Origin of the sequence: Phytopseudomonas flavescens (assembly GCF_900100535.1) — a bacterium.
Classification (GTDB): domain Bacteria; phylum Pseudomonadota; class Gammaproteobacteria; order Pseudomonadales; family Pseudomonadaceae; genus Aquipseudomonas; species Aquipseudomonas flavescens.
The window spans coordinates 84,032-107,859 of record NZ_FNDG01000019.1; the positions used below are offsets into that span (position 1 = coordinate 84,032).

The following is a 23,828-nucleotide window of genomic DNA, read 5'->3' on the forward strand; positions in this document are numbered from 1 at the left end:
GAACTATACGGTCGTGCTTTTACCTTGTAAACCCCTGGCGTCGAAAAATTATTCTCGTCGAAAGCTGACCCGAAGGGCGCTTTCGCGCTTCAATAGACACATGGCAAAACCGACTCCAATAGATAAGGTGAACAGGTTCTAATGGCCGATTGGCAATCCCTCGATCCCGAGGCCGCTCGTGAAGCGGAAAAGTATGACAACCCTATTCCCAGCCGCGAGCTGATTCTTCAGCATCTGGCTGAGCGCGGCTCGCCCGCCAACCGCGAAGAACTGCTCGACGAGTTCGGGCTGAGCACAGAAGATCAGGCCGAGGCGCTGCGGCGCCGGTTGCGCGCGATGGAGCGCGACGGCCAGCTGATCTATACCCGTCGCGGCACCTACGCCCCGGTGGACAAGCTGGACCTGATCCTCGGTCGCGTCAGCGGTCACCGTGATGGCTTCGGCTTTCTGGTGCCGGATGACGGCAGCGACGATCTGTTTCTCAGCCCTGCGCAAATGCGCCTGGTATTCGATGGCGACCGTGCATTGGCACGGGTTTCCGGTCTCGACCGTCGTGGCCGCCGCGAAGGTGCCATCGTCGAAGTGATCTCCCGTGGCCACGAGACCATCGTTGGCCGCTACTACGAAGAGAGCGGCATCGGCTTCGTGATTCCCGACAACCCGAAGATCCAGCAGGAAGTGCTGGTGACGGCGGGGCGTAACGGTGGCGCCAAACAGGGACAGTTCGTCGAGGTGGCGATCACCCATTGGCCGACTCCGCGCTTCCAGCCCCAGGGCGACGTGACCGAAGTGGTCGGCAACTACATGGCGCCGGGCATGGAGATCGACGTGGCGCTGCGCAGCTACGACATTCCCCATGTCTGGCCCGAGGCGGTGATCAAGGAAGCGCGCAAGCTCAAGCCGGAAGTCGAAGAGAAGGACAAGGAAAACCGTGTCGACATGCGGCACATCCCCTTCGTGACCATTGACGGTGAAGATGCGCGGGACTTCGACGATGCGGTGTTCTGCGAGAAGAACGGCAGCAACTGGCGGCTGTTCTCCGGCGGCTGGAAACTGTATGTCGCCATCGCCGACGTTTCCCATTACGTGAAGGTCGGCTCGGCGCTGGATGCCGAGGCCCAGGTGCGTGGCAACTCGGTGTATTTTCCGGAGCGGGTCATTCCGATGCTGCCGGAAGAGCTCTCCAACGGCCTGTGCTCGTTGAACCCGAAGGTCGACCGTCTGGCCATGGTCTGCGAGATCACCATCTCCAAGACCGGCAAGATGACCGACTACCAGTTCTACGAGGCGGTGATCCACTCCCATGCGCGCCTGACCTACAACAAGGTCAGCGCCATGCTCGAGCAGCCCAAGAGCAGCGAAGGCAAGGCGCTGCGCAGCGAATACAAGGACGTGCTGCCGCACCTCAATCAACTGTATTCGCTGTACCAGGTGCTGCTCGCGGCGCGTCATGAGCGTGGCGCGATCGATTTCGAAACCCAGGAAACCCGCATCATCTTCGGTTCCGGCCGCAAGATCGCGGAGATCCGCCCGACCCAGCGCAACGATGCCCACAAGCTGATCGAGGAATGCATGCTGGCGGCCAACGTGGCCACCGCGGCGTTCATGCAGAAGCATGGCATTCCTGCGCTGTATCGCGTGCACGATGGCCCGCCGCCGGAGCGTCTGGAAAAGCTCAAGGCCTTTCTCACCGAGCTGGGCCTGTCCCTGCACCGTGGCAAGCCGAAGGACGGCCCGTCGCCCAAGGACTACCAGGCGTTGCTGGAAAGCATTCGTGGTCGTGATGACTACCACCTGATCCAGACCGTGATGCTGCGCTCGCTCAGTCAGGCGGTGTACAGCGCCGACAACCAGGGCCACTTCGGTCTGAACTACGACGCTTACGCGCACTTCACCTCGCCGATCCGCCGTTATCCGGACCTGTTGATCCACCGCGCGATTCGCAGCGTGATCCGCTCCAAGCAGGACACCCCGCACGTTCAGCGTGCCGGTGCGGTCAGCATGCCCAAGGCGCGTATCTACCCGTACGACGAGCCGACACTCGAGCAGCTCGGCGAGCAGTGCTCGATGTCCGAGCGGCGTGCCGACGAAGCCACCCGTGACGTGGTCAATTGGCTCAAGTGCGAGTTCATGAAGGATCGCGTCGGCGAGACCTTCCCGGGCGTGATCACGGCGGTGACCGGCTTCGGTCTGTTCGTCGAGCTCAAGGACATCTACGTCGAAGGCCTGGTGCACGTCACTGCGCTGCCGGGCGACTACTACCACTTCGATCCCGTGCATCACCGTCTCGCCGGCGAGCGCAGCGGCCGCAGCTTCCGCCTGGGTGACAGCGTTTCGGTCAAGGTCATGCGCGTCGATCTGGACGAGCGCAAGATCGATTTCGAGATGGCGCAGGGTACCGACCAGGCTCCGGCAACACGCAAGCGCCGTGACTCCGCCAGCGACAGTCGGGGCGCCAAGGGGACTCGTGGTGCGCCGAGCGGCAGCACCGACGTACAGAAGAGCCGTGACGTGAAGAAGGCGCTGCTCGCCGAGTCCAAGTCGTCGGGCAAGACGGCGGACAAGAGTGGCAAGCCGAGCCGGCATCGCAAGGGGCCGTCGAAGAGCAAGGCCAAGTCATGAGTCAGCTGGAAAAGATCTACGGCGTGCATGCCGTGGAGGCGCTGTTGCGTCATCACCCCAAGCGGGTGAAGCAGATCTGGCTGGCCGACGGGCGCAGCGATCCTCGCGTTCAACCGTTGCTCGAGTTGGCCGGGCAGGCGCGTGTCGCCGTCGGCCAGTGCGAGCGCCGCGAGATGGATGCCTGGGTCGAGGGTGTGCACCAGGGGGTGGTTGCCGAGGTCAGTCCCAGCCAGGTGTGGGGCGAAGCGATGCTCGAGGAATTGCTCGACCGTTGCGAAGGCCCGCCGCTGTTGCTGGTGCTCGACGGCGTGACCGATCCGCACAACCTCGGTGCCTGCCTGCGTACCGCCGATGCGGCGGGCGCGCTGGCGGTCATCGTGCCCAAGGACAAGTCCGCGACCCTGACCCCGGTGGTGCGCAAGGTGGCCTGTGGGGCCGCCGAAGTGATCCCGCTGGTGGCGGTGACCAACCTGGCGCGCAGCCTGGAAAAGCTCCAGCAGCGTGGCCTGTGGATCGTCGGCACGGCGGGTGAGGCCGAGCAGGAACTGTTCCAGCAGGACATGACCGGCCCGACCGTGCTGATCATGGGTGCCGAGGGCAAGGGTATGCGGCGCCTGACCCGCGAGCACTGCGATTACCTGGTCAAGTTGCCCATGGCGGGCAGCGTCAGCAGTCTCAACGTGTCGGTGGCCACTGGTATCTGTCTGTTCGAAGCGTTGCGTCAGCGTCGCTCGACCAAACGCTGAAACAATCGCCGGCCCCGGGCTGGCGACAGGCTGTTCAAAATATCACCAGTTCACCTTGCGTGCGGTCGGGGGCTTCTCTAGAATGTCGCCCCTTGCCGTCATGGCAGGCGTTTGCGCGCCTCTCCGTTTCAGCAGGTCAACAGTGTCATTCACTCCTTGCCTGACCGCATTTCGCGGCAGGCTACAACCCGTAAGGAGCATTCATGCGTCATTACGAAATCATCTTTCTGGTTCACCCGGACCAGAGCGAGCAAGTCGGCGGCATGGTCGAGCGTTACACCAAGCTGATCGAAGAAGACGGCGGCAAAATCCACCGTCTGGAAGATTGGGGTCGTCGTCAACTGGCCTACGCCATCAACAACGTTCACAAGGCTCACTACGTGATGCTGAACGTCGAGTGCAGCGGCAAGGCCCTGGCCGAGCTGGAAGACAACTTCCGCTACAACGATGCCGTGATCCGTAACCTGGTCATCCGTCGCGAAGAAGCCGTTACCGGCCAATCCGAGATGCTCAAGGCCGAAGAAAACCGCAGTGAGCGCCGTGAGCGTCGTGAACGTCCTGAAAACGCCGAGTCCAACGACGGCGATGACAGCGACAACAACGACAGCGACAACGCTGACGAGTAATCACCGGATCTATTGAGGAGCCAATCCCATGGCACGTTTCTTCCGTCGTCGTAAATTCTGCCGTTTCACCGCTGAAGACGTGAAAGAGATCGATTTCAAAGATCTCAACACCCTGAAGGCCTATATCTCGGAAACCGGCAAAATCGTTCCTAGCCGTATTACCGGTACCAAGGCTCGTTATCAGCGTCAGCTGGCTACCGCAATCAAGCGCGCCCGCTTCCTGGCCCTGCTGCCCTACACCGACAGCCACGGCCGATAAGATCGGACGTTCGACAAGTAGTAAGGGATAAATCGCATGCGCGCCTTGGCAGAATTCATAATGCGCGGCCGTATGCAGGCCACCTTGGTGGTGGTCGGTTCTGCGGCATTGCCGCTGCTGTTCTGGTTGAGTGCTGCCGCAGGGTGCCTGGTGCTTCTGCGGCGTGGTCTGAGCGATGCCGTGGGCATCCTCGCCTGGGCGTTGCTGCCGGCCATTGGCTGGTGGTACTTCGGCGAACCGCGCACCTTGTTGGTGTTGCTGGGCGCGCTGGGGCTGGCGTGTGTATTGCGCGCCAATCAGTCCTGGAGGCGGGTGCTGTTGTTCAGCATCGCGCTGGGCCTGGTGTATGGACTGGTATTGGGGGCGACGTTCCGCGAGCCCATCGAGGCCATGGCGCAGGAGCTGAGCAAGCTGCTGCCGCAGATGTTCGATGGCGTTCACCAACAGATGTCGGTGGATGATCAGGCGCGTCTTCAGAGTCTCATTGCACCGGTCTTGACCGGATTGCTGGCAGCGTTGCTGCAGGTGGTCAGCTTGCTTAGCCTGATGCTTGGGCGGTTCTGGCAGGCGGCGTTGTACAACCCTGGAGGTTTCGGTTGCGAATTTCGCGAACTGAGATTTCCGCCGATGCTGGCGATGTCACTGCTGGTCGGCATGCTGCTCGGGCCCAATCTGGGTGTCGAGATGGCCATGCTCACACCGTTGTGCAGTGTTCCGCTGGCGTTCGCGGCCATCGCCCTGTTGCACGGGCTGGTGGCCAAGGGGCGACTGTCCAAGTTCTGGCTGGTCGGGCTGTACATCACGCTGCTGCTGTTCATGCAACTGATCTTTCCCTTGCTGGTGGTTTTGGCCATCGTCGACAGTCTGTTTGATTTTCGTGGTCGTCTGGCGGACAAGCCCGGTTCGGGTTCCGCCAACGGTGAAGGTTAAAAGTTAAGAGGTAACACCCAAATGGAAGTCATCCTGCTGGAAAAAATCGCCAACCTGGGCAACCTGGGCGATAAAGTGAACGTTAAAGCCGGTTACGGCCGTAACTTCCTGCTGCCGCAAGGCAAAGCCACCGCTGCCACCGAAGCCAACGTCGCCGCTTTCGAAGCGCGTCGCGCCGAGCTGGAAAAAGCCGCTGCCGACAGGAAAGCGTCGGCTGAGTCGCGCGCTGCTCAGCTGGCCGAGCTGGAAGTCACCATCACCGCTACCGCGGGCGATGAAGGCAAGCTGTTCGGTTCCATCGGTACCCACGACATCGCTGACGCACTGACCGCCTCCGGCGTTGAAGTGGCCAAGGCTGAAGTTCGTCTGCCGAACGGTACCATTCGCCAGGTTGGCGAATACGACGTAGCCGTGCACCTGCACAGCGATGTCGTAGCTACCGTAAAGGTAATCGTAGTAGCCGCTTAATTGCGCTGCTCGGCGGGCTTGCACTCAGGTGCGTTCCCGCTAACATCGGGCACGGCATTGCGAAAGCGATGCCGTGCCTTTTGTTTTTCAACGCAAGCATTCTCTCCAGGCTCCCATGAACGACATTAGCATCACCGAACAGTACGACCTGCAAACCTCTGCGCTGAAGGTGCCGCCGCACTCGATCGAGGCCGAGCAGGCGGTATTGGGTGGCTTGATGCTCGATAACAACGCGTGGGAGCGGGTACTCGACCAGGTGTCCGATGGCGACTTCTATCGCCACGATCACCGCCTGGTATTTCGCGCCATCCACAAGCTGGCCGAGCGCAACCAGCCATTCGACGTGGTGACCCTGTCCGAACAGCTGGACAAGGAGGGGCAACTGCCCCAGGTCGGCGGCCTGGCGTACCTGGGTGAGTTGGCGAAGAACACGCCGTCGGTCGCCAACATCAAGGCCTATGCGCAGATCATTCGCGAGCGCGCCACGCTGCGCAAGCTGATCGGCATCAGCAACGAGATCGCCGACAGTGCCTATGCGCCCGAAGGTCGTACGGGCGAGGAAATTCTCGATGAAGCCGAGCGCCTGATCTTCCAGATCGCCGAAGCCCGGCCAAAGACCGGTGGCCCGGTGGGCATCAACGATATCCTGGTCAAGGCGATCGACCGTATCGACGAGCTGTTCAACAACGGCGATGCGATCACCGGGCTGTCCACAGGCTTCTCCGACCTGGACGATCTGACCAGTGGGTTGCAGCCGGCCGACCTGATCATCGTCGCCGGGCGTCCGTCCATGGGCAAGACCACGTTCGCCATGAACCTGGTGGAAAATGCCCTGATGCGCAGCGACAAATCGATCCTGGTGTATTCCCTGGAGATGCCATCGGAGTCCATCGTGATTCGTATGCTGGCGTCCCTCGGCCGCATCGACCAGACCAAGGTGCGTGCCGGTCGCCTGGACGATGACGATTGGCCGCGGTTGACCTCGGCGGTCAACCTGCTCAACGACCGCAAGCTGTTCATCGACGATACCGCCGGTATTTCGCCTTCGGAGATGCGTGCGCGTTCTCGCCGCCTGGCGCGTGAGCACGGCGAGATCGGCCTGATCATGGTCGATTACCTGCAGCTCATGCAGATTCCCGGTTCCAGCGGCGACAGCCGGGTGAACGAGATTTCCGAGATATCCCGCTCGCTCAAGGCGCTGGCCAAGGAGTTCAACTGCCCGGTGATCGCCCTGTCGCAGCTCAACCGTGGCCTGGAGCAGCGCCCGAACAAGCGCCCGATCAACTCCGACTTGCGCGAGTCCGGTGCGATCGAGCAGGACGCCGATATCATCATGTTCGTGTACCGGGACGAGGTTTATCACCCCGAGACCGAGTACAAGGGCGTGGCGGAAATCATCATCGGCAAGCAGCGTAACGGCCCGTTGGGTACGGCGCGCCTGGCATTTCTCGGCAAGTACTCGCGCTTCGAGAACCTGGCCCCGGGCAGCTACCAGTTCGAAGACGAGTAACGGTTCTACGCCTGGGCAGTGCCGTACACCGCGGCACTCGAGCGCCCGGCCGCCTTGGCTTGGTAGAGCGCCTGGTCCGCAGCCTTGTAGAGGCTGGCGAATTGCTCGGCGTGCAGGGGATGAAAGGCCACGCCGATACTGATGCTCACGGTCAGTGCCTGGCCGGCGTAGTCCACCGGCCTGGCCAGCTCGGCGAGCAGGCGAGCGGCGACATCCTGTGCGTGGCTTTGTGCATCCGCTCCTTCTATCAGTACGGCGAATTCGTCGCCTCCTAGCCGGGCTACCGTGTCACTCGCCCGCATGTGTTCCCGAATCCGCTTGCCGACGTGCTGCAACATCAGGTCGCCGGCATCATGGCCATAACGGTCGTTGATCGGCTTGAAGTGGTCGAGATCGATCAGTAGCAACGCCAGCGTTTCGCCTGATTGCAGGGCCCTTCCCAGCGCCTGCTCGCATCGCTCGATCAGGTAGCGGCGGTTCGGCAGTTCGGTGAGCGGGTCATGGAATGCCGCGTGGCGCAGTTCCTGCTCACGTTGCGATAACTGTTGGTTGGTGGCCTTGAGTTCCGCCGTGCGGTGCTCCACGGCCAGCTGCAGTTCGTCGGCGCTGGCCTGCACCTGAGACAGGCGCGCACTCTTTTCCCGGCTGGCCTGCAGCAAGGCTTCGGCGCGCTGGCTCTTCAGCAGCTGGATGCGATAGACCAGGGCGAAGGAGAACAGTATCGATTCGGCAGCTACCGCGATGGGAAACACATAGGTGCTCCAGGAGGCCGGCTGGATCACCCCGGTGGCCCGTAGCAGCAGCAGGTTAACGCTGGCCAGGATCATGCCGTAGCCACAGAAGTACAGGCAGGCCGGAAAGTAGCCCTGGCGCCAGCGCACCAGTGAGGCCCAGAGCGCTGCAGGGATGGCCGTGAACGACAGCAGCACGAAGATCCAGGCACCCACTGCGCGGTGACCGAAGCCGTCGGCTATCACCGCGACGACGTACAGTGCGCAGCCTAGGCTCAACAGCTGGTGGGTCCGGGGCACGTGGCGGCGGGTTTGCAGCAGCTTCTGGGTAAAGCGGCAGGCGCCAAAGCCCCACAGAGCCGGCAAGCTGATGCGGTCGAGCCAGAAGGGCACCGCCGCGTTCGGCCACAGGTACTGGAAGCCGTGGCCGGTCATGCTGACGATCATCAGCAGGGCGCCGCTGGTGGTGACCACGTACCAGAAATAGGCCGAATCGCGCAGGCTGAGAAAGATGAACAGGTTGTACAGCAGCAGGGCGGTGATCACGCCGTAGATGACCCCGAGCCAGAGGTTCTCGTCGGCGGCCGTGACGTTCAGGTCATCGAGTCGCCAGATCTTCAGCGGAAAGGAGTTGCCTGCGGGGTCGAAGCTGCGCAGGTACAGGGTCATTGGTTGCTCGCCCGGGGGCGGCAGCTGGAACAGCAGGCGCCGATGGGCATGATCACGACCCGCGTCGAAGCTCACGGTTTCCCCCGATTGGCGCCGTTGCCAGCCGTGCTCGCCGACGGGCAGGAAGACTTGCAGGTCGAGCAGGTTGACCGCTGCGACCTCCAGCCACCACTGGCCGGGCCGCGCTTCGCCAGCTTGCAGGGTGACCTTGATCCACCAGGGGTTGGGGCTCTGGCCGACGCTCGCCTTGCCCTGAGCGGGGACGAAGCGTCGTTGTACGACGGGGTCGGTCATGTCGTCGATGCCCAGGCGGGCGCCGGGATCCTCGAGCAACTCGATGTGCTGGTTGAGCGAAACGCCACTGCTGCCGGCATCGAGCGTGATGACCTCGGCCCGGGCACCCAGGCTGAGGCCCGATAGCATCAGTAGCGAAATCAGGAAAATGACTACCCGCTGCAAGCGGAGGCTCCTTGGTGGCCTGTGCACGACCGTTGTTTTTCTGTGTCGAGAGTATACCGAGGCGGTAGTTTTCTGATGACCTCCGCGCTCACATTGCGTGCCGTTCGATAGACCGCCAATCGGCGTTTTACCCCAGCGTGCCCGTCGGGTTTGGTTAAAATTTGTGCTATATTCCGCGCCCCGTGAAATTCCTGAATAAATCGGTCTCCGCCATGCAAGCCGCCAAGCCGCTGTTCGACTATCCCAAATACTGGGCCGAGTGCTTCGGCCCGGCGCCTTTCCTGCCGATGAGCCGGTCGGAGATGGATCAACTCGGCTGGGATTCCTGCGACATCATCATCGTCACCGGTGACGCCTACGTCGACCATCCCTCGTTCGGCATGGCGATCATTGGCCGGTTGCTGGAGTCCCAGGGCTTCCGGGTGGGCATCATCGCCCAGCCGAACTGGCAGTCGAAAGACGACTTCATGAAGCTCGGCGAACCGAACCTGTTCTTCGGCGTCGCGGCCGGCAACATGGATTCGATGATCAACCGCTACACCGCAGACAAGAAGATCCGTTCCGACGACGCCTACACGCCTGGCGGCCTGGCCGGCAGGCGCCCGGATCGCGCCAGCCTGGTCTACAGCCAGCGCTGCAAGGAAGCCTACAAGCACGTGCCGATCGTGCTCGGCGGCATCGAGGCCTCCTTGCGCCGCATCGCCCACTACGACTACTGGCAGGATCGGGTGCGCAACTCGATCCTGATCGATGCCAGCGCCGACATCCTGCTCTACGGCAACGCCGAGCGCGCCATCGTCGAGGTTGCCCAGCGCCTGTCCTACGGGCAGAAAGTCGAAGACATCACCGACGTGCGCGGCACCGCGTTCATTCGCCGCGATACGCCGAAAGACTGGTACGAGGTCGATTCCACGCGTATCGACCGTCCGGGCAAGGTCGACAAGATCATCAACCCGTACGTCAACACCCAGGACACCCAGGCCTGCGCCATCGAGCAGGAAAAGGGTGCTGCCGGCTCAGGCAATGTCGAAGATCCCAACGAAGCCAAGGTCGTGCAGATCCTCGCCAGCCCGAAGATGACCCGCGACAAGACGGTGATTCGTCTGCCATCCATGGAGAAGGTGCGTAACGACCCTGTGCTTTATGCGCACGCCAACCGCGTGCTGCACCTGGAAACCAACCCGGGCAACGCTCGGGCGCTGGTGCAGAAGCATGGAGAAATCGACGTCTGGTTCAACCCGCCACCCATTCCGATGACCACCGAGGAAATGGACTACGTGTTCGGCATGCCCTATGCGCGCGTTCCGCATCCTGCGTACGGCAAGGAGAAGATTCCGGCCTACGAGATGATCCGCTTCTCGGTGAACATCATGCGCGGCTGCTTCGGTGGCTGTACCTTCTGCTCGATCACCGAGCACGAGGGGCGCATCATCCAGAACCGCTCGGAAGAATCGATCATTCGCGAGATCGAGGAAATCCGCGACAAGGTGCCTGGCTTCACCGGCGTCATTTCCGATCTCGGCGGCCCGACCGCGAACATGTACCGCATCGCCTGCAAGAGCCCGGAAATCGAATCCGCGTGCCGCAAGCCGTCCTGCGTGTTCCCCGGCATCTGCCCGAACCTGAACACCGATCACTCGTCGCTGATCCAGCTGTATCGCAGCGCCCGCGCGTTGCCGGGGGTGAAGAAGATCCTCATCGCTTCGGGCCTGCGTTACGACCTGGCCGTCGAGTCGCCGGAGTACGTCAAGGAACTGGTCACCCACCACGTCGGCGGTTACTTGAAGATCGCCCCGGAGCATACCGAGGAAGGTCCGCTCAACCAGATGATGAAGCCGGGCATCGGCAGCTATGACAAGTTCAAGCGCCTGTTCGAGAAATACTCCAGGGAAGCGGGCAAGGAGCAGTACCTGATTCCTTACTTCATCGCGGCCCACCCCGGCACCACCGATGAAGACATGATGAACCTGGCCCTGTGGCTCAAGGAGCACGGTTTCCGTGCCGATCAGGTGCAGGCGTTCTACCCGTCGCCGATGGCCACTGCCACGGCCATGTACCACTCGGGCAAGAACCCGCTGCGCAAGGTCACCTACAAGAGCGACGGCGTGACCATCGTCAAGAGTGAGGAGCAGCGGCGCCTGCACAAGGCGTTCCTGCGTTACCACGATCCGAAGGGCTGGCCGATGCTGCGTGAGGCGCTGCAGCGCATGGGCCGTGCCGACCTGATCGGTGACGGCAAGCACCAGTTGATCCCGAGTGGCCAGCCCAAGGCCGACGAGTACCAGAGTGCGCGCCGCAAGAACTCCACGCCAGCCGGCAGCAAGAAGGTCGCCGGCAATGGCGGCGGCAAGCCTGGCGGTGGGCGCATCCTCACCCAGCACACCGGCCTGCCACCGCGTGGCAGCGACGGCAGTAAACCCTGGGACAAGCGCGAGCAGGCCAAGGCGGCCGCCGAGGCACGCAACCAGCAGGCCGCCCGCGAGCGTGCTGGCGCAGGCAAGGGTAAGAAACCGGTCAAGAAGCCTGCGGTTCCGCGTTAAGCGGGGGCTTCAAAGCGGTAGCCGCGGTTCAGCAATCCATTGTGGGAGCGCGCCATGCGCGCGAAATCACGGGCATGGCCCGTTCCCACAAGTGGCAGGCGAGCGTCCGCTTTCGTCACTTACCGCCGTGTTCGGCCCTGACTAGTCAGCACTGAAACGGCAGGTCAGATAGCGGTTGCTGGCGCCATAGCGCAGGATCGAGAACAGCCGCTTGAACAGGTACAGCGGGTGGCTGCGGTAGTAAGCCAGTACGGCGTTGCCGACGCCTTCCGAGCGGTGCTGGCGGGCGGCTTTCTTGGGCTTCTTGAACAATCCGGAAAACTCCCAGCGCTGGATCTGCTCGAAACGTTCCCGGGGGTTCAGGCCATGGCGCTGGAACAGCGCGAAAAAGCTGCGTGGGCTGAAATCGTGGAGGTGGTGGGGGTTGCCATCCAGGGTCGGCGTGGTCGGTACCGAGGCGATGATGCGGCCGCCCTTGGCCAGCAGGCTGGCATAATTGTCCACCAGGCGAATCGGGTCGGGCAGGTGCTCGATGGTTTCCAGGCTGACGATGCTGTCGAAGCCCTCGCTGTCGGCGAAGGTTTCCGCGTTCGCGCACAGGTAGCGCAGATTGGCTTTCTGGTAGTTGGCCTGGGCATAGGCGATCGCTTCGGGATCGATGTCTATGCCGATGATCTGCTTGTCCGGGTGTTGTTCGGCCAGCAGTGCGCTGCCGTAGCCGCAGCCACAGGCCATGTCGAGTACGCGCTGGCCATGCAGCGAGCGGCTGGCGAACTGGTAACGCTGCATGTGCAGGTCCAGGGTCGCCTGGTCGGCCGCCAGCCGTTCATCCATTTTCAGCGGGTAGATGCGTTCCAGGGTATGCATGGTGACCGTCCATGGAGTGAGATCGCGAGACTATAAAGTAGTCGCGATCCCTTGTCCCATCCGCTCGGTATCAGCCGTAGCGTTTCTTCGCTTCGATGGCCAGCCCGCTGCCGATACTGCCGAAGGTATTGCCTTCCACGTGGCGGGCGTTGGGCAGCAGTGCGGCCACGCTCTGACGCAATGCCGGTACACCGCTGGAACCACCAGTGAAGAACACCGTATCGACCTGTTCCAGGCCTATGCCGGCATCGGCGAGTAGCCCGGTTACGCTGCTGCGGATGCGTTCGAGCAGCGGGGCGATGCTGTCCTCGAACAGTTCACGGGTCAGTTCGGCGATCAGGCCGGCCTCGATCCGCTGCAGGTCGATAGGGTGCTGAAGCTCTCCGGTGAGGGCAATCTTGCTGTCTTCCACCTGCATGGCCAGCCAGTGGCCGGCGCGCTGTTCGATCAGGCGGAACAGACGATCGATACCGGTCGGGTCGACGATGTCGTAGCGCATGTTCTGCAGCGCCCGTTGCGAGGCGGCCGAATAGACCACGTTGATGGTGTGCCAGGTCGCCAGGTTGAGGTGGAAGCTGGTGGGCATCAGCGCATCGCTCTTCATCCGGCTGCCGTAGCCGAACAGCGGCATCACGCCCTGCAGGCTGAGCTGCTTGTCGAAATCGGTCCCGCCGATATGCACACCTCCGGTTGCCAGGATGTCGTCCTGGCGTTCGGCCTGTTGACGGCGCTCGGGTGCCAGTCGCACCAGAGAGAAGTCCGAGGTGCCGCCGCCGATATCGACGATCAGCACCAGTTCTTCACGCTCGATGGTCGACTCGTAATCGAAGGCTGCGGCGATCGGTTCGTACTGGAAGGATACGTCCTTGAAGCCCAGCTTCCGGGCCACGGCGATCAGGGTGTTCTCGGCTTCCTGGTCGGCCAGCGGGTCGTCATCCACGAAGAATACCGGCCGGCCCAGCACCACCGCGTCGAACGGACGCTCGGCAACCGCTTCGGCACGTTTCTTCAGCTCGCCGATGAAGAACCCGAGCAGGTCCTTGAAGGGCAGAGCGCTGCCCATCACTGCGGTTTCGCTCTTCAGCAGCTTGGAGCCGAGCAGGCTCTTCAGCGAGCGCATCAGGCGACCTTCATAGCCTTCCAGGTATTCGTGCAGGGCCAGACGGCCATACACCGGGCGGCGCTCTTCGAGGTTGAAGAAGACCACCGAGGGCAGGGTGATCTTGCCGTCTTCCAGAGGGATCAGGGTTTCGCCATCCGGGCGCAGCCAGCCAACCGTGGAGTTGGAGGTGCCGAAGTCGATACCGCAGGCGCGGGCAGGTGTTGAAAAGGACATGACGCGCGGCTCCTGGAAAAACGGCCGCGCATTCTAGGCGAAAAGACGCTGCCGTGCTGCCGCTTCGTCAGGGCAATGGAGGATTTCGCAGTTCGCCACGCTTGAGTCGCCATTGACCCCATTCGAAGCCCAGCACCACGATCAGCGACAGGGCGAAGGGCAGCAGCAGGTAGAACGCGCGGAACACGATCAGGGCGGCCAGCACGTCCGAGGCGGGAATTTCCGGCAGTGCGGCGAGGAAGCTCACCTCCAGCACGCCCAGCCCGCCGGGCGCATGGGACAGCAGGGCCAGCGAAAAGGATGCCAGGAACACGCCGAGCACCACCGCATAGCCAGGGTTGTAGGCCTCGGGTAGCGCGAAGTAGATGATCGCTGCGGCACAGGCCAGCTCCAGTGGGCCGGCCAGCAATTGGCGGGCCACGATACGCAGGCGCGGGTACTCGATGTGCAGCTTGCCGAAATTCCAGGGCTTGAACTGCAGCCACGAGCCCAACACGTAGAGGCCGACCAGCAACAGCAGGAGGGAACCGACGGCGATGGAAACCAGTGGCGTCACGTCCAGCACGCGGTGGATCAGCTGCGGCTGCAGAACCAGCACACAGCCGCTGGCCAGCAGGGTGCCGAGGGCGAAGGTGAAGGAGCAGAATACGATCAGAATGCCGATTTCATGGGGGGTCAGGCCCTTGGTGCGATAGGCGCGGTAGCGCACCACGGCACCGGAAAATACCGATGCCCCGATATTATGGGCCAGGGCATAGGTGGTGAAGGAGCACAGGGTGATGAACCGCCAGGAGATCTTCTTGCCCAGGTGGGCGACGGCTATGCGGTCGTACCAGGCCAGTGCCGAATAGGCGCCGAGGGTGGCGATGGCAGCGAGAATCCAGTTCTGGTGTGGAATCGCCTTGAGGCTGCCGGCAATTTCGTCGAGGGAAATATTGCGTACTTCACGATAGAGCAGGAAGCAGGACGCGAGCACGGCGCACAACCCGATCAGCGTCCAGATCAGGTCGCTGCGTTTCATCGTGGGTTTGGTACCTTGCAACGGCAATCCCCTGTTTCACGTCTCTATGGACAGTCGGCTCTCTGCATTCGATGAGCTGTCGCACCCATTGTTCAGAACCTTTCCCCTGGGGATGTCCCGGTAGTATGTGGGTGTACAGGGTGCGCAGTATCCCGGAGGCGGGCCGGTTGCTCAACTGGCACCGTTTTGCAGGCCGTTACCGAGTGTGTCCTTTCAATCGCTCAAACCCAGTGTCAGCGCGGCCAGCGCGGCATAACGGCCCGTTTTCGCGAGGGCCACGACAAGCACGAAACGCCACAGCGGTTCACGCATGATGCCCGCCACCAGGGTCAGCGGGTCACCGACCAGCGGAAGCCAACTGAACAGCAGCGACCAGCGACCATGGCGCCCGTACCAGCTCTGCGCCTGCTGCAGGCGCTGGTCGCTGACCGGGAACCAGCGGCGACCGCGGAAATGTTCGAGGTGGCGGCCAAGCCACCAGTTGACCAGCGAACCGAGCACATTGCCGGTGCTCGCCACCAAGAGCAGTGCCCAGGTGGGCTGAGCGGCGCCGAGCAATAGCGCCACCAGCAGCGCCTCGGACTGCAAGGGGAGCAGCGTCGCCGCGCCGAACGCGGCAGCGAACAGCCCCAGGTAGGCGTAGATGTCCGGCAAGGCGGGGCAGCGTCAGGACTTCTCGTCCGGCTCGGCATTGGCCATGATCTCTTCCAGCTTGAGGCCGGTGAGACCATGGATGGTGCGCCACAGGTAGTAGAAGATGGCCATCAGCATGATCATCGAGGGAATGGCGATCATCGGATAGCTGAGCAGCGTCATGCGCCCCAGTTCGTCATTGAAGGCTTCGCTGCCGGCCGGGCTGGTGACGATCCACTTGGCCAGTATGTAGTTCATCGCCGAGGAGAAGAAGAACGTGCCGCTGAGCCAGTAGGTGGCGCGCATCAGGCGCGATTCGAAGCGCTCGGTGTGACCACCCTGCTCCAGGCGGGCATGAATCTTGTCGACATTGAGGATGCTCTTGTTGAACAGCAGCGTGCGGATCAGCGGGTAGCGGGTACGCGTCGACACCAGCACGGCGATGCCGATCAGGCCGGGGATGGCCGCTTCCTTGATCGCCAGCCAGCGATTATCCAGGTGCAGCAGGCCGATGCCGCCGGTGAGTATCACGCTGACCAGGCCGAGCAGGGCGACGAAGTTGAATTTGCGGTATTTGACCAGCTCGAACGCACCCCAGCCCAGGGGAAAGGCGAGGGCCAGCAGCAGTGCGCCATCCGGGCCCAGGCGTGCTTCGCCGCTGAGCTTCATGAGAATCAGCGAAGGGATCAGGATACTGATCAGCAGGTCGATGAACGGACGGGGTTTGTGTGTCGCAGGGGACGTCTGAAGAGTATCGGTCATGTCATTGCGCGCAGATGGACGAGCGTCGATGATCGCCTGCCTGAGGACTGGGCGCCAGCCCGATTGTCGGCGCAATCGCCACAAAGTCCTTCGGTCCTGCCTGCCGTGCATGGCAATTCGTGCGTTAGCACGGCCCAATGGTGAGCCGCTGGCTGAAATTAGCCAGGCACTGCGGTAAAATTGACGATCAGCACTGTCAGGTTTGCGTCGACAAACCTCAGGTATCGATCCCGGTGCCCGGCTCACTGATCTCGTTCAAGCACGTATGGGGATGGCCAATGGGCCTGTTGCGGGCACCTCTGAAAACTACCTCGATTCTGGCGTCCTGCGTCGCTCCACCTCCTGCGTGCAGGCCGCCGCGCTTGCCCTGCTCGTACACCGCTCGCAAGGTCGGACGCGCCCCTGGCCGCTACTTCGCCCGTTCCTGCCGGGCCGCCGTCGGCCTGGCGCGGAGCGCCCTGCCGGCGTTTTCAGCGCTGCACGGGCGTCGCCACGGTATGGTGTTCGTCGCCTTGCTGCTCGTCTGCGCACGGGTAGACGCCGAACTGCGCATCCTGACCGAGCCTGGCCCTCCCACTGCCTTCATGCAGGACGGCAAGCTGCGCGGCTTCGGTGTGGATGTGGTGCAGCAACTGATCGCCCGTACCGGTTCCCGCGCGCAGATCGAGATGATGCCCTGGACGCGCGCCTACACCATCGCCCAGCGTGAGCCTGATGTCGCGCTGTTCGCCATGGTGCGTACGCCAGAAAGGGAAAAGCGCTTCCAGTGGGTCGGCCCGATCCTGCACGGCAAGGCGCGTTTCTACTCGTTGAAGGCGCGCGACCTGCAGGTGGACAGCCTCGAAGACGTCGCGGCGAGTGGTCCGTTGGCGGTGCCCAAACAGTGGTACAGCTATGAGGTGTTGAAAGGCCGGGGCCTGGACAACCTCTATGGCGTGCCGACGCCGGAAACCATGGTCACCATATTTGCCCATGGGCGGGTCAACCTGATCCTGCTGGAAGACATCCTGTTGCGTGACATGCTGGCCCCGGCAGGCCTGGCGCCCGCGGATGTACAACCGCAGATGGTGTTCATGGAGTCGTCGTATTACATCGCCTTCTCCCTGGATACCGACCCGGCGGTGGTCGCCGCCTGGCGGCAGGCGCTGGCGGAAATGCGCCGTGACGGCAGCTTTTCGGCGGTTTTCCGCCAGTGGCTGCCCGACATAGAGCTGCCCGACGTCCTGCGCTGAGTTGGCGGGATAATTGCTGCTGGTGGCGGGATCCGCCAATGGCCCGTGGCAGCGCATCCCGCGTGGCACCCAGGCCGCCCGGCGTTCGTGCAGGCAGCCGCAGGACACGAGAATTCGCTCAATGTGGCCGGGAACAAGGTCGCTGGGCACCCGATTCATCTGACGTTTTGGACAATGCCTTATGTCGAACATGCAACGTGCTTCCCATCATCAACTGCGGCGCGCCTTCCGTGCCCTGCTGGCTTCGAGCTCCTGCTACCACACCGCGTCGGTCTTCGACCCGATGTCCGCTCGGATCGCCGGCGACCTCGGTTTCGAGGTCGGCATCCTCGGTGGCTCGGTAGCCTCGCTGCAGGTGCTTGCCGCTCCCGATTTCGCGTTGATCACCCTCAGCGAGTTCGTCGAGCAGGCCACCCGTATCGGCCGTGTCGCGAATCTGCCGGTAATCGCCGATGCCGACCACGGCTATGGCAATGCCTTGAACGTGATGCGCACCGTGGTCGAACTGGAACGTGCCGGCCTCTCCGCGCTGACCATCGAGGACACCCTGCTGCCGGCGCAATTCAACCGCAAGTCGACCGACCTGATCAGCATCGCCGAGGGCGTCGGCAAGGTACGCGCGGCCCTCGAAGCGCGGGTCGACCCCGAACTGGCGATCATCGCCCGTACCAACGCTGGCGTGCTCGGCGTCGAGGAGGTGATCAAGCGCACTGCCGCCTACCAGAAGGCCGGTGCCGATGCCATCTGCATGGTTGGCGTGGAGGACTTCGAGCACCTGGAGAAGATAGCCGAGCACCTCAGCGTGCCGCTGATGCTGGTCACCTACGGCAACCCGCAGCTGCGTGACAACGCGCGCCTGGCCAGCCTTGGCGTGCGCATCGTGGTCAATGGTCATGCCGCCTACTTCGCCGCCATCAAGGCCACCTACGATTGCCTGCGCGAGCAGCGCAACGCCATCGCCAGCGACCTCAGTGCGTCCGAGCTGTCGCACAAGTACACCCTGCCCGATGACTACAAGGCCTGGGCCGACGAGTTCATGAACGTCAAGGAATAGCACCCGCGCCACCCGCCACGCCGGACAGCGGCCGCGCAACGCGTGCCGATTCGTCCGCCGTCGGCTGCCGCTTGCCAAGCGTGCCCGAGTGCTCCTATCTTCCAGTCAGCACCACTATCAGGTTGTTGAAAACTACCTACGTTGCTGCTGTTTCGTTGAAAACAGACTCGAAATGCTCATTTACGATGTGTAAATTCCGCTTTTTCGCCTGTTTTTGCGGGGCCGCCTTCGGTATCGCATCGGCTGCCTCGCCTACGCTTTCAACAGCCCGCTAACTTGGGAGAGCGATATGGCCACCGGTTGGGCGCAAGACGGCGCCGTGCAGGAACAGATCGACAGCACCATCGAAGACGCCGTGCAGCGCGCGCGCAGTCAGTTACCCAAAGGTGAAAGCCTGAGCCACTGCGAAGCATGCGATGCGCCGATTCCCGAAGCGCGACGCAAGGCCGTTCCCGGCGTGCGGCTGTGCGTCAACTGCCAGGCCCTGGAAGACAAGGAACAGGCCAAGGCCGCTGGCTTCAATCGGCGTGGCAGCAAGGACAGCCAACTGCGCTAGACAGGGTCTTGTAGTAGATGGCATTGGCACGGTACTGGCCGTCCGGACCGCAGGCATAATCCGGCAGGCCACCGATGCCGGTATAGCCGAGGCTGCGATAGAGGTGTTCGGCGTCACTGCCCGCTTCGGTGTCGAGGTAAAGCAGGCCACGCTGCAAGGCCTTCGCGTGTGCCTCGAGGTGCTGCATCAGCAGGCGGGCGATGCCTCGGCGCCGGGCGCTGCTCAGCACCAGCAGCTTCTGCACTTCGCCGCGATTGAGCCCATTGGGCTTCAGGCACAGGCCGAGCTGCACCGAACCCAGCAATTGCCCCTCATCCTCGGCTACCCAGATCGCCGAGGCGCCGCTGCCCAGGTTGTGGCGAACCTCGTTGAAGTAGCGATCGGCTTCCTGCGTATCGATATCGGCGAGAAAACCTACCGATGCACCGTTGGCCACGGCATCCAGCAGCAAGGCGATCAGGCCTTGTCGGCGGGCATCGAACTCGTTCTGCTCGAGCTGGCGGATCTGTAAGGTCATGGCGTGCTTCTCTGCGGCGTCAGGATCAGTTGCATGAAGGTCAGATCCAGCCAGCGGCCGAACTTGCAGCCAACCTGGGGCATCTGCCCGGTCACCACGAAACCCAGGCGCTCGTGGAGGCGAACCGAGGCGCCGTTGCCGCTCTCGATGGCAGCGACCATCACGTGCTTGCCGACCTCTCGCGCCCGCTCGATCAGCGCCTGCATCAGCAGCGGGCCGAGGCCCTGGCCTCGGGTGTCGTCGCGCACGTACACGGAATGCTCGACCGTATTGCAGAAACCCTCGAATGGCCGCCAGTCGCCGAACGAGGCATAACCGAGCACGCTCTGCGTCTCGTCGACTGCCACCAGGATCGGATAGCCCTGGATGGCACGGCCCTCGAACCAGGCCTGGCGGTTGGCCAGATCCACCGGGCGTTCGTTCCAGATGGCGGTGGTACCCCGCACGGCATCGTTGTAGATGGCGAGGATCGCGGGCAGGTCGCCGGCAACGGCATCACGTATCACGGCAGGCATGGTGCGCCTCTTGTGGTTCAGGGCCAGTGGGCTGGCCCCGGATCAGGTCATTTGTCGCGGTCGACGGCGAACGGGCCCCAGGCCTGACGGCTGGGCATGATTTCCAGGCGGTTGATGTTGATGTGCGCGGGCAGGGTGGCGACATAGAAGATCTGCTCGGCGATATCTTCCGCGCTCAATGGCGTGGTGGTGCTGTACAGCGCGTCGGAGGCGGCCTGGTTGCCCTTGGTGCGTACCAGGGTGAACTCGGTTTCCGCCATGCCCGGGGCGATGTCGGTGACGCGTACGCCGGTGGACACCAGGTCGCAGCGCAGGTTGAAACTGAACTGTTTGACGAACGCCTTGCTGGCGCCATACACGTGGCCACCCGGGTAAGGCCATTCGCCGGCCACCGAGCCGATGTTGATGATGCTGGCGCCCTTGCCGGTTTCCAGCAGCTTGGGCAGCACCGCATGGGTGACGTTGACCAGGCCGGTGATGTTGGTGTCGATCATGGTGTGCCAGTCTTGCAGGGCAACCTTCTGCGCGGCCTCCGGTGCCAGGGCCAGGCCGGCGTTGTTGATCAGCGCACGGATCTTGTCGAACGGCGCCGGCAGGCTGTCGACCAGGGCTTGCACGGCAGTGGCGTCACGCACGTCGAGGGTGGCGATATGCACCGGCACCTTGTCTTGCAGCTCGGTCTTGAGTTCCTCCAGGCGCTCCAGGCGACGGCCGCTGAGCACCAGTGCCCACCCCGCTTCGGCGAAGCGGCGAGCGGTGGCGCGGCCGAAACCGGAGGTGGCACCGGTGATGAAAACTACCTGGGTCATGTTCTGCCTCTTGTCTGTCGTCAGTGAACATCGCTCGGCCATTGGCCGTTGCGAATCGTGCTGATCGACTGCCGGAGTGGGCTCGTCGACGCGGATCTTCGCCACCGGAATGCCTGCGGGTTGGCCTGCAGGTGAAGGCAGGGTGGCGCACGGCAAGGATAACCGCCTTGGGCGGTCACCGCGTAGGTACAGTGAGCGTCTTTTGCCTGTTGCCGTTCAGATGGCGACCAGGCCGCGCACGCCATCCGTCTCCATGGTTTCGCCACGGCCCTGCTGGACGATCTCGCCGCGGCTCATCACCAGGTACTGGTCGGCCAGCTCGGCGGCGAAGTCGTAGAACTGCTCGACCAGCAGGATGGCCATATCGCCACGCTCCGCCAGCTTCTTGATCACCACGCCGATTTCCTTGATCACCGAGGGCTGGATGCCTTCGGTGGGCTCGTCGAGGATCAGCAGCCGTGGCTGGCTGGCCAGCGCCCGGCCGATGGCCAGCTGTTGCTGCTGACCGCCGGACAGGTCGCCGCCGCGGCGCTGTTTCATTTCCAGCAGCACCGGGAACAGCTCGTAGATGAAGGCAGGAACCTCCTTGGCCTGGCTGCCGGGGAAGCGCGACAGGCCCATCAGCAGGTTTTCTTCCACGGTCAGCCGGCCGAATATTTCGCGACCCTGGGGCACGTAGGCGATGCCGGCGTGCACCCGCTGGTGCGGCTTGAAGCCGGTGATCGGCTTGCCCTCCCAGTTGACCTGGCCCTGCCTGGCCGGCAGCAGGCCCATCAGGCATTTGAGCAGGGTGGTCTTGCCCACGCCGTTGCGGCCAAGCAGGCAGGTGACCTCGCCGACCTTCACGTCGAACGACAGGCCGCGCAGGATATGGCTGCCGCCGTAATATTGGTGAAGCTGTTGGACTTGCAGCATGTCGATGTCCTTTGCGTAGGGTGGATGGGGGCGCGTAGCTCACGCTCTATCGATCCACCGTGCGATGCCATTGGTGGATGAAAAAAACGTCATCCACCCTACGTTTCGCTCTGGCTGTTGCGTTCAGCGGCCCAGATAAACCTCGATTACCCGTTCGTTGGCCTGCACGGCGTCCAGCGAGCCTTCGGCCAGCACGCGGCCCTGGTGCAGCACGGTGACGTGGTCGGCGATGCTGCCGACGAAGCCCATGTCGTGCTCGACCACCATCAGCGAGTGCTTGCGCGCCAGGGACCTGAACAGCTCGGCGGTGAATTCGGTTTCCGCGTCGGTCATGCCGGCCACAGGCTCGTCGAGCAGCAGGAGTTGCGGATCCTGCACCAGCAGCATGCCGATCTCGAGAAACTGCTTCTGGCCGTGGGACAGCAGGCCGGCCGGGCGCTGGCGCGAGGCGTCGAGGCGGATGGTGGCGAGCACCTCGTCGATGCGGTCGCGCTGTTCGCCGCTGAGCCTGGCGCGCAGACTGGCCCATACGGATTTGTCGGTCTTCTGCGCCAGTTCGAGGTTTTCGAACACGCTCAGCGCCTCGAACACCGTTGGCTTCTGGAACTTGCGGCCGATCCCGGCCTGGGCGATCTCGACTTCGCTCATCCGGGTCAGGTCGAAGGTCTCGCCGAAGTAGGCGACGCCGCTGTTGGGCCGGGTCTTGCCGGTGATCACGTCCATCAGGGTGGTCTTGCCGGCGCCGTTGGGGCCGATGATGCAGCGCAGCTCGCCGACGCCGATGTACAGGGTCAGGTCGGTCAGTGCCTTGAAGCCGTCGAAGGCGACGTTGATGTCCTCCAGGGTCAGCAGGGTGCCATGGCGCACGTTCAGGCCACTGCCCGCGCTCTGACCGAGGCCGATGGCATCACGGCTGCTGCCGGTCGGGTCGATCATCATCTCGGGAATCGGAGCCGCTCTCATGATTTTTCCCCTCGCTTGATAAGGCCGATGACGCCCTTGGGCAGGAACAGGGTGACCACGATGAACAGCGCACCGAGAGCGAACAGCCAGTACTCGGGGAAGGCCACGGTGAACCAGCTCTTCATGCCGTTGACCAGGCCGGCGCCGAGCAGCGGGCCGACCAGCGTGCCGCGCCCGCCGAGCGCCACCCACACGGCGGCTTCGATGGATTGGGTCGGGGCCATTTCGCTGGGGTTGATGATGCCGACCTGGGGCACGTACAGCGCACCGGCCAGGCCACAGAGCACGGCACTCAGTACCCAGATGAACAGCTTGTAGCCGCGCGGATCGTAGCCGCAGAACATCAGCCGGTTCTCGGCGTCGCGCAGGGCGGTCAGCACCCGGCCGAACTTGCTGCGCGCCAGGCGCCAGCCCAGGTAGAGGCTGCCGACCAGCAACAGCACGGTCAGCAGGAACAGGCTGGCGCGGGTGCTCGCTGCGGTGATCTCGAAACCGAGGATGCTGCGGAAGTTGGTGAAGCCGTTGTTGCCGCCGAAGCCGGTCTCGTTGCGAAAGAACAACAGCATGCCGGCGAAGGTCAGTGCCTGGGTCATGATCGAGAAATACACGCCCTTGATTCGCGAGCGGAAGGCGAAGAAGCCGAACACCAGGGCCAGCAGCCCGGGTGCCAGCACCACCAGGCACAGGGACCAGAGGAAGTTGTCGGTGCCGTACCAGTACCAGGGCAACTCGGTCCAGGCGAGGAAGCTCATGAACGCCGGCAGGCCGTCGCCAGCGGCTTCGCGCATCAGGTACATGCCCATGGCATAGCCGCCGAGGGCGAAGAACAGGCCATGGCCGAGGGACAGCAGGCCGGCGTAGCCCCAGACCAGATCGAGCGCCAGGGCGACGATGCAGTAGCAGAGGATCTTGCCGACCAGGGTCAGCGTGTAAGCCGACACGTGCAGGGCATGCTCACCGGGCAGCAGGTGCAGCAGCGGCATGGCGACCAGCGTGGCGAGCACCAGCAGGCCGATGAAGAGCGAGACCTGCGGGCCGAGTCTGGCGCTGGCACGGGCCAGCAGGGTTTGGTTGGCGGCGTTCATCGG

At 63.1% G+C, this 23,828-nt stretch carries 23 protein-coding genes; 11 read left to right on the forward strand and 12 right to left on the reverse strand.

Going from position 1 to position 23,828, the window contains the following annotated elements:
* The first annotated feature begins 141 nt into the window (after window positions 1-141).
* The 7 genes from rnr to dnaB all read left to right on the forward strand — a co-directional run bounded on the left by rnr (window position 142) and on the right by dnaB (window position 7,161).
* Entirely contained in the window at window positions 142-2,622 is a 2,481-nt protein-coding gene (gene rnr / locus BLR94_RS21010) for a ribonuclease R (RefSeq protein WP_084308388.1), read from the forward strand.
* Window positions 2,619-3,368 carry a 23S rRNA (guanosine(2251)-2'-O)-methyltransferase RlmB gene (rlmB, locus tag BLR94_RS21015; RefSeq protein WP_084308387.1) on the forward strand — a complete coding sequence of 250 codons (750 nt, stop codon included), beginning with the start codon at window positions 2,619-2,621 and terminating at the stop codon, window positions 3,366-3,368. The genes rnr and rlmB overlap by 4 nt, the downstream gene beginning before the upstream one ends.
* Window positions 3,369-3,571: 203 nt before the next feature.
* Window positions 3,572-3,994, forward strand: coding sequence for a 30S ribosomal protein S6 (gene rpsF, locus BLR94_RS21020; protein ID WP_042553836.1), 423 nt, complete (start codon window positions 3,572-3,574; stop codon window positions 3,992-3,994).
* A 28-nt stretch (window positions 3,995-4,022) separates the two neighbouring features.
* A complete protein-coding gene (gene rpsR, locus BLR94_RS21025) occupies window positions 4,023-4,253 on the forward strand; it encodes a 30S ribosomal protein S18 (RefSeq protein ID WP_003246847.1) in 231 nt (76 codons plus the stop codon).
* A gap of 36 nt (window positions 4,254-4,289) precedes the next feature.
* Entirely contained in the window at window positions 4,290-5,183 is an 894-nt protein-coding gene (locus BLR94_RS21030; RefSeq protein WP_084308386.1) for a YybS family protein, read from the forward strand.
* Between the two features lie 21 nt (window positions 5,184-5,204).
* Complete coding sequence (rplI, locus tag BLR94_RS21035) at window positions 5,205-5,651, forward strand: 50S ribosomal protein L9 (protein ID WP_084308385.1); 447 nt, start codon at window positions 5,205-5,207, stop codon at window positions 5,649-5,651.
* Between the two features lie 115 nt (window positions 5,652-5,766).
* A complete protein-coding gene (gene dnaB, locus BLR94_RS21040; protein WP_084308384.1) occupies window positions 5,767-7,161 on the forward strand; it encodes a replicative DNA helicase in 1,395 nt (464 codons plus the stop codon).
* Window positions 7,162-7,166: 5 nt separating this feature from the next.
* On the opposite strand, the gene BLR94_RS21045 is transcribed toward dnaB, so the two are convergent.
* Window positions 7,167-8,984 carry a diguanylate cyclase gene (locus BLR94_RS21045; protein WP_084308429.1) on the reverse strand — a complete coding sequence of 606 codons (1,818 nt, stop codon included), beginning with the start codon at window positions 8,982-8,984 and terminating at the stop codon, window positions 7,167-7,169.
* Between the two features lie 248 nt (window positions 8,985-9,232).
* Between BLR94_RS21045 and BLR94_RS21050 the strand changes: the two genes are divergently transcribed.
* Window positions 9,233-11,560 (forward strand): YgiQ family radical SAM protein, encoded by a 2,328-nt coding sequence (locus BLR94_RS21050; RefSeq protein WP_084308383.1) that lies wholly within the window; start codon window positions 9,233-9,235, stop codon window positions 11,558-11,560.
* Between the two features lie 141 nt (window positions 11,561-11,701).
* Here BLR94_RS21050 and BLR94_RS21055 read toward each other — a convergent pair whose 3' ends face one another.
* The 5 genes from BLR94_RS21055 to BLR94_RS21075 form a co-directional block, all read right to left on the reverse strand.
* The gene (locus BLR94_RS21055; protein WP_084308382.1) at window positions 11,702-12,427 is read right to left on the reverse strand and encodes a class I SAM-dependent methyltransferase; all 726 of its coding nucleotides are present in this window, start codon (window positions 12,425-12,427) and stop codon (window positions 11,702-11,704) included.
* A 70-nt stretch (window positions 12,428-12,497) separates the two neighbouring features.
* Window positions 12,498-13,763 carry an Hsp70 family protein gene (locus BLR94_RS21060; protein WP_084308381.1) on the reverse strand — a complete coding sequence of 422 codons (1,266 nt, stop codon included), beginning with the start codon at window positions 13,761-13,763 and terminating at the stop codon, window positions 12,498-12,500.
* Between the two features lie 67 nt (window positions 13,764-13,830).
* Window positions 13,831-14,784, reverse strand: a complete 954-nt coding sequence (locus BLR94_RS21065; RefSeq protein ID WP_084308380.1) for a lysylphosphatidylglycerol synthase transmembrane domain-containing protein — start codon at window positions 14,782-14,784, stop codon at window positions 13,831-13,833.
* Window positions 14,785-14,997: 213 nt separating this feature from the next.
* The gene (locus BLR94_RS21070; protein ID WP_084308379.1) at window positions 14,998-15,438 is read right to left on the reverse strand and encodes a YqaA family protein; all 441 of its coding nucleotides are present in this window, start codon (window positions 15,436-15,438) and stop codon (window positions 14,998-15,000) included.
* A 12-nt stretch (window positions 15,439-15,450) separates the two neighbouring features.
* A complete protein-coding gene (locus BLR94_RS21075) occupies window positions 15,451-16,179 on the reverse strand; it encodes a VC0807 family protein (RefSeq protein ID WP_084308378.1) in 729 nt (242 codons plus the stop codon).
* 362 nt (window positions 16,180-16,541) lie between these two features.
* On the opposite strand from BLR94_RS21075, the gene BLR94_RS21080 reads away from it, so the two are divergent.
* The 3 genes from BLR94_RS21080 to BLR94_RS21090 all read left to right on the forward strand — a co-directional run bounded on the left by BLR94_RS21080 (window position 16,542) and on the right by BLR94_RS21090 (window position 19,021).
* Entirely contained in the window at window positions 16,542-17,411 is an 870-nt protein-coding gene (locus BLR94_RS21080; protein ID WP_244158242.1) for a substrate-binding periplasmic protein, read from the forward strand.
* A gap of 190 nt (window positions 17,412-17,601) precedes the next feature.
* Entirely contained in the window at window positions 17,602-18,465 is an 864-nt protein-coding gene (locus BLR94_RS21085; protein WP_084308427.1) for an isocitrate lyase/PEP mutase family protein, read from the forward strand.
* Between the two features lie 289 nt (window positions 18,466-18,754).
* On the forward strand, window positions 18,755-19,021 hold the full coding sequence (locus BLR94_RS21090) for a DksA/TraR family C4-type zinc finger protein (protein ID WP_084308377.1): 267 nt from the start codon (window positions 18,755-18,757) through the stop codon (window positions 19,019-19,021).
* On the opposite strand, the gene BLR94_RS21095 is transcribed toward BLR94_RS21090, so the two are convergent.
* The 6 genes from BLR94_RS21095 to urtC form a co-directional block, all read right to left on the reverse strand.
* Window positions 18,984-19,538, reverse strand: coding sequence for a GNAT family N-acetyltransferase (locus BLR94_RS21095; RefSeq protein WP_084308376.1), 555 nt, complete (start codon window positions 19,536-19,538; stop codon window positions 18,984-18,986). The two genes, BLR94_RS21090 and BLR94_RS21095, sit on opposite strands and share 38 nt — an antisense overlap.
* Window positions 19,535-20,053: a GNAT family N-acetyltransferase gene (locus tag BLR94_RS21100; protein WP_084308375.1), complete on the reverse strand. Its 519-nt coding sequence runs from the start codon at window positions 20,051-20,053 to the stop codon at window positions 19,535-19,537. The genes BLR94_RS21095 and BLR94_RS21100 overlap by 4 nt, the downstream gene beginning before the upstream one ends.
* 47 nt (window positions 20,054-20,100) lie before the next feature.
* Window positions 20,101-20,862, reverse strand: a complete 762-nt coding sequence (locus BLR94_RS21105; protein ID WP_084308374.1) for an SDR family NAD(P)-dependent oxidoreductase — start codon at window positions 20,860-20,862, stop codon at window positions 20,101-20,103.
* A 216-nt stretch (window positions 20,863-21,078) separates the two neighbouring features.
* A complete protein-coding gene (gene urtE, locus BLR94_RS21110; RefSeq protein WP_084308373.1) occupies window positions 21,079-21,777 on the reverse strand; it encodes an urea ABC transporter ATP-binding subunit UrtE in 699 nt (232 codons plus the stop codon).
* 123 nt (window positions 21,778-21,900) lie between these two features.
* On the reverse strand, window positions 21,901-22,740 hold the full coding sequence (gene urtD, locus BLR94_RS21115) for an urea ABC transporter ATP-binding protein UrtD (RefSeq protein WP_084308372.1): 840 nt from the start codon (window positions 22,738-22,740) through the stop codon (window positions 21,901-21,903).
* Window positions 22,737-23,825: an urea ABC transporter permease subunit UrtC gene (gene urtC / locus BLR94_RS21120; protein WP_084308371.1), complete on the reverse strand. Its 1,089-nt coding sequence runs from the start codon at window positions 23,823-23,825 to the stop codon at window positions 22,737-22,739. Before urtC ends, urtD begins: the two co-directional genes overlap by 4 nt.
* Window positions 23,826-23,828: the final 3 nt, after the last annotated feature.

Coding starts and splice junctions, on each gene's coding strand:
- rnr (WP_084308388.1), top strand. CDS start 142: ATGGCCGATTGGCAATCCCTCGATCCCGAGGCCGCTCGTGAAGCGGAA.
- rlmB (WP_084308387.1), top strand. CDS start 2,619: ATGAGTCAGCTGGAAAAGATCTACGGCGTGCATGCCGTGGAGGCGCTG.
- rpsF (WP_042553836.1), top strand. CDS start 3,572: ATGCGTCATTACGAAATCATCTTTCTGGTTCACCCGGACCAGAGCGAG.
- rpsR (WP_003246847.1), top strand. CDS start 4,023: ATGGCACGTTTCTTCCGTCGTCGTAAATTCTGCCGTTTCACCGCTGAA.
- BLR94_RS21030 (WP_084308386.1), top strand. CDS start 4,290: ATGCGCGCCTTGGCAGAATTCATAATGCGCGGCCGTATGCAGGCCACC.
- rplI (WP_084308385.1), top strand. CDS start 5,205: ATGGAAGTCATCCTGCTGGAAAAAATCGCCAACCTGGGCAACCTGGGC.
- dnaB (WP_084308384.1), top strand. CDS start 5,767: ATGAACGACATTAGCATCACCGAACAGTACGACCTGCAAACCTCTGCG.
- BLR94_RS21045 (WP_084308429.1), bottom strand. CDS start 8,984: ATGCTATCGGGCCTCAGCCTGGGTGCCCGGGCCGAGGTCATCACGCTC.
- BLR94_RS21050 (WP_084308383.1), top strand. CDS start 9,233: ATGCAAGCCGCCAAGCCGCTGTTCGACTATCCCAAATACTGGGCCGAG.
- BLR94_RS21055 (WP_084308382.1), bottom strand. CDS start 12,427: ATGCATACCCTGGAACGCATCTACCCGCTGAAAATGGATGAACGGCTG.
- BLR94_RS21060 (WP_084308381.1), bottom strand. CDS start 13,763: ATGTCCTTTTCAACACCTGCCCGCGCCTGCGGTATCGACTTCGGCACC.
- BLR94_RS21065 (WP_084308380.1), bottom strand. CDS start 14,784: ATGAAACGCAGCGACCTGATCTGGACGCTGATCGGGTTGTGCGCCGTG.
- BLR94_RS21075 (WP_084308378.1), bottom strand. CDS start 16,179: ATGACCGATACTCTTCAGACGTCCCCTGCGACACACAAACCCCGTCCG.
- BLR94_RS21085 (WP_084308427.1), top strand. CDS start 17,602: ATGCAACGTGCTTCCCATCATCAACTGCGGCGCGCCTTCCGTGCCCTG.
- BLR94_RS21090 (WP_084308377.1), top strand. CDS start 18,755: ATGGCCACCGGTTGGGCGCAAGACGGCGCCGTGCAGGAACAGATCGAC.
- BLR94_RS21095 (WP_084308376.1), bottom strand. CDS start 19,538: ATGACCTTACAGATCCGCCAGCTCGAGCAGAACGAGTTCGATGCCCGC.
- BLR94_RS21100 (WP_084308375.1), bottom strand. CDS start 20,053: ATGCCTGCCGTGATACGTGATGCCGTTGCCGGCGACCTGCCCGCGATC.
- BLR94_RS21105 (WP_084308374.1), bottom strand. CDS start 20,862: ATGACCCAGGTAGTTTTCATCACCGGTGCCACCTCCGGTTTCGGCCGC.
- urtE (WP_084308373.1), bottom strand. CDS start 21,777: ATGCTGCAAGTCCAACAGCTTCACCAATATTACGGCGGCAGCCATATC.
- urtD (WP_084308372.1), bottom strand. CDS start 22,740: ATGAGAGCGGCTCCGATTCCCGAGATGATGATCGACCCGACCGGCAGC.
- urtC (WP_084308371.1), bottom strand. CDS start 23,825: ATGAACGCCGCCAACCAAACCCTGCTGGCCCGTGCCAGCGCCAGACTC.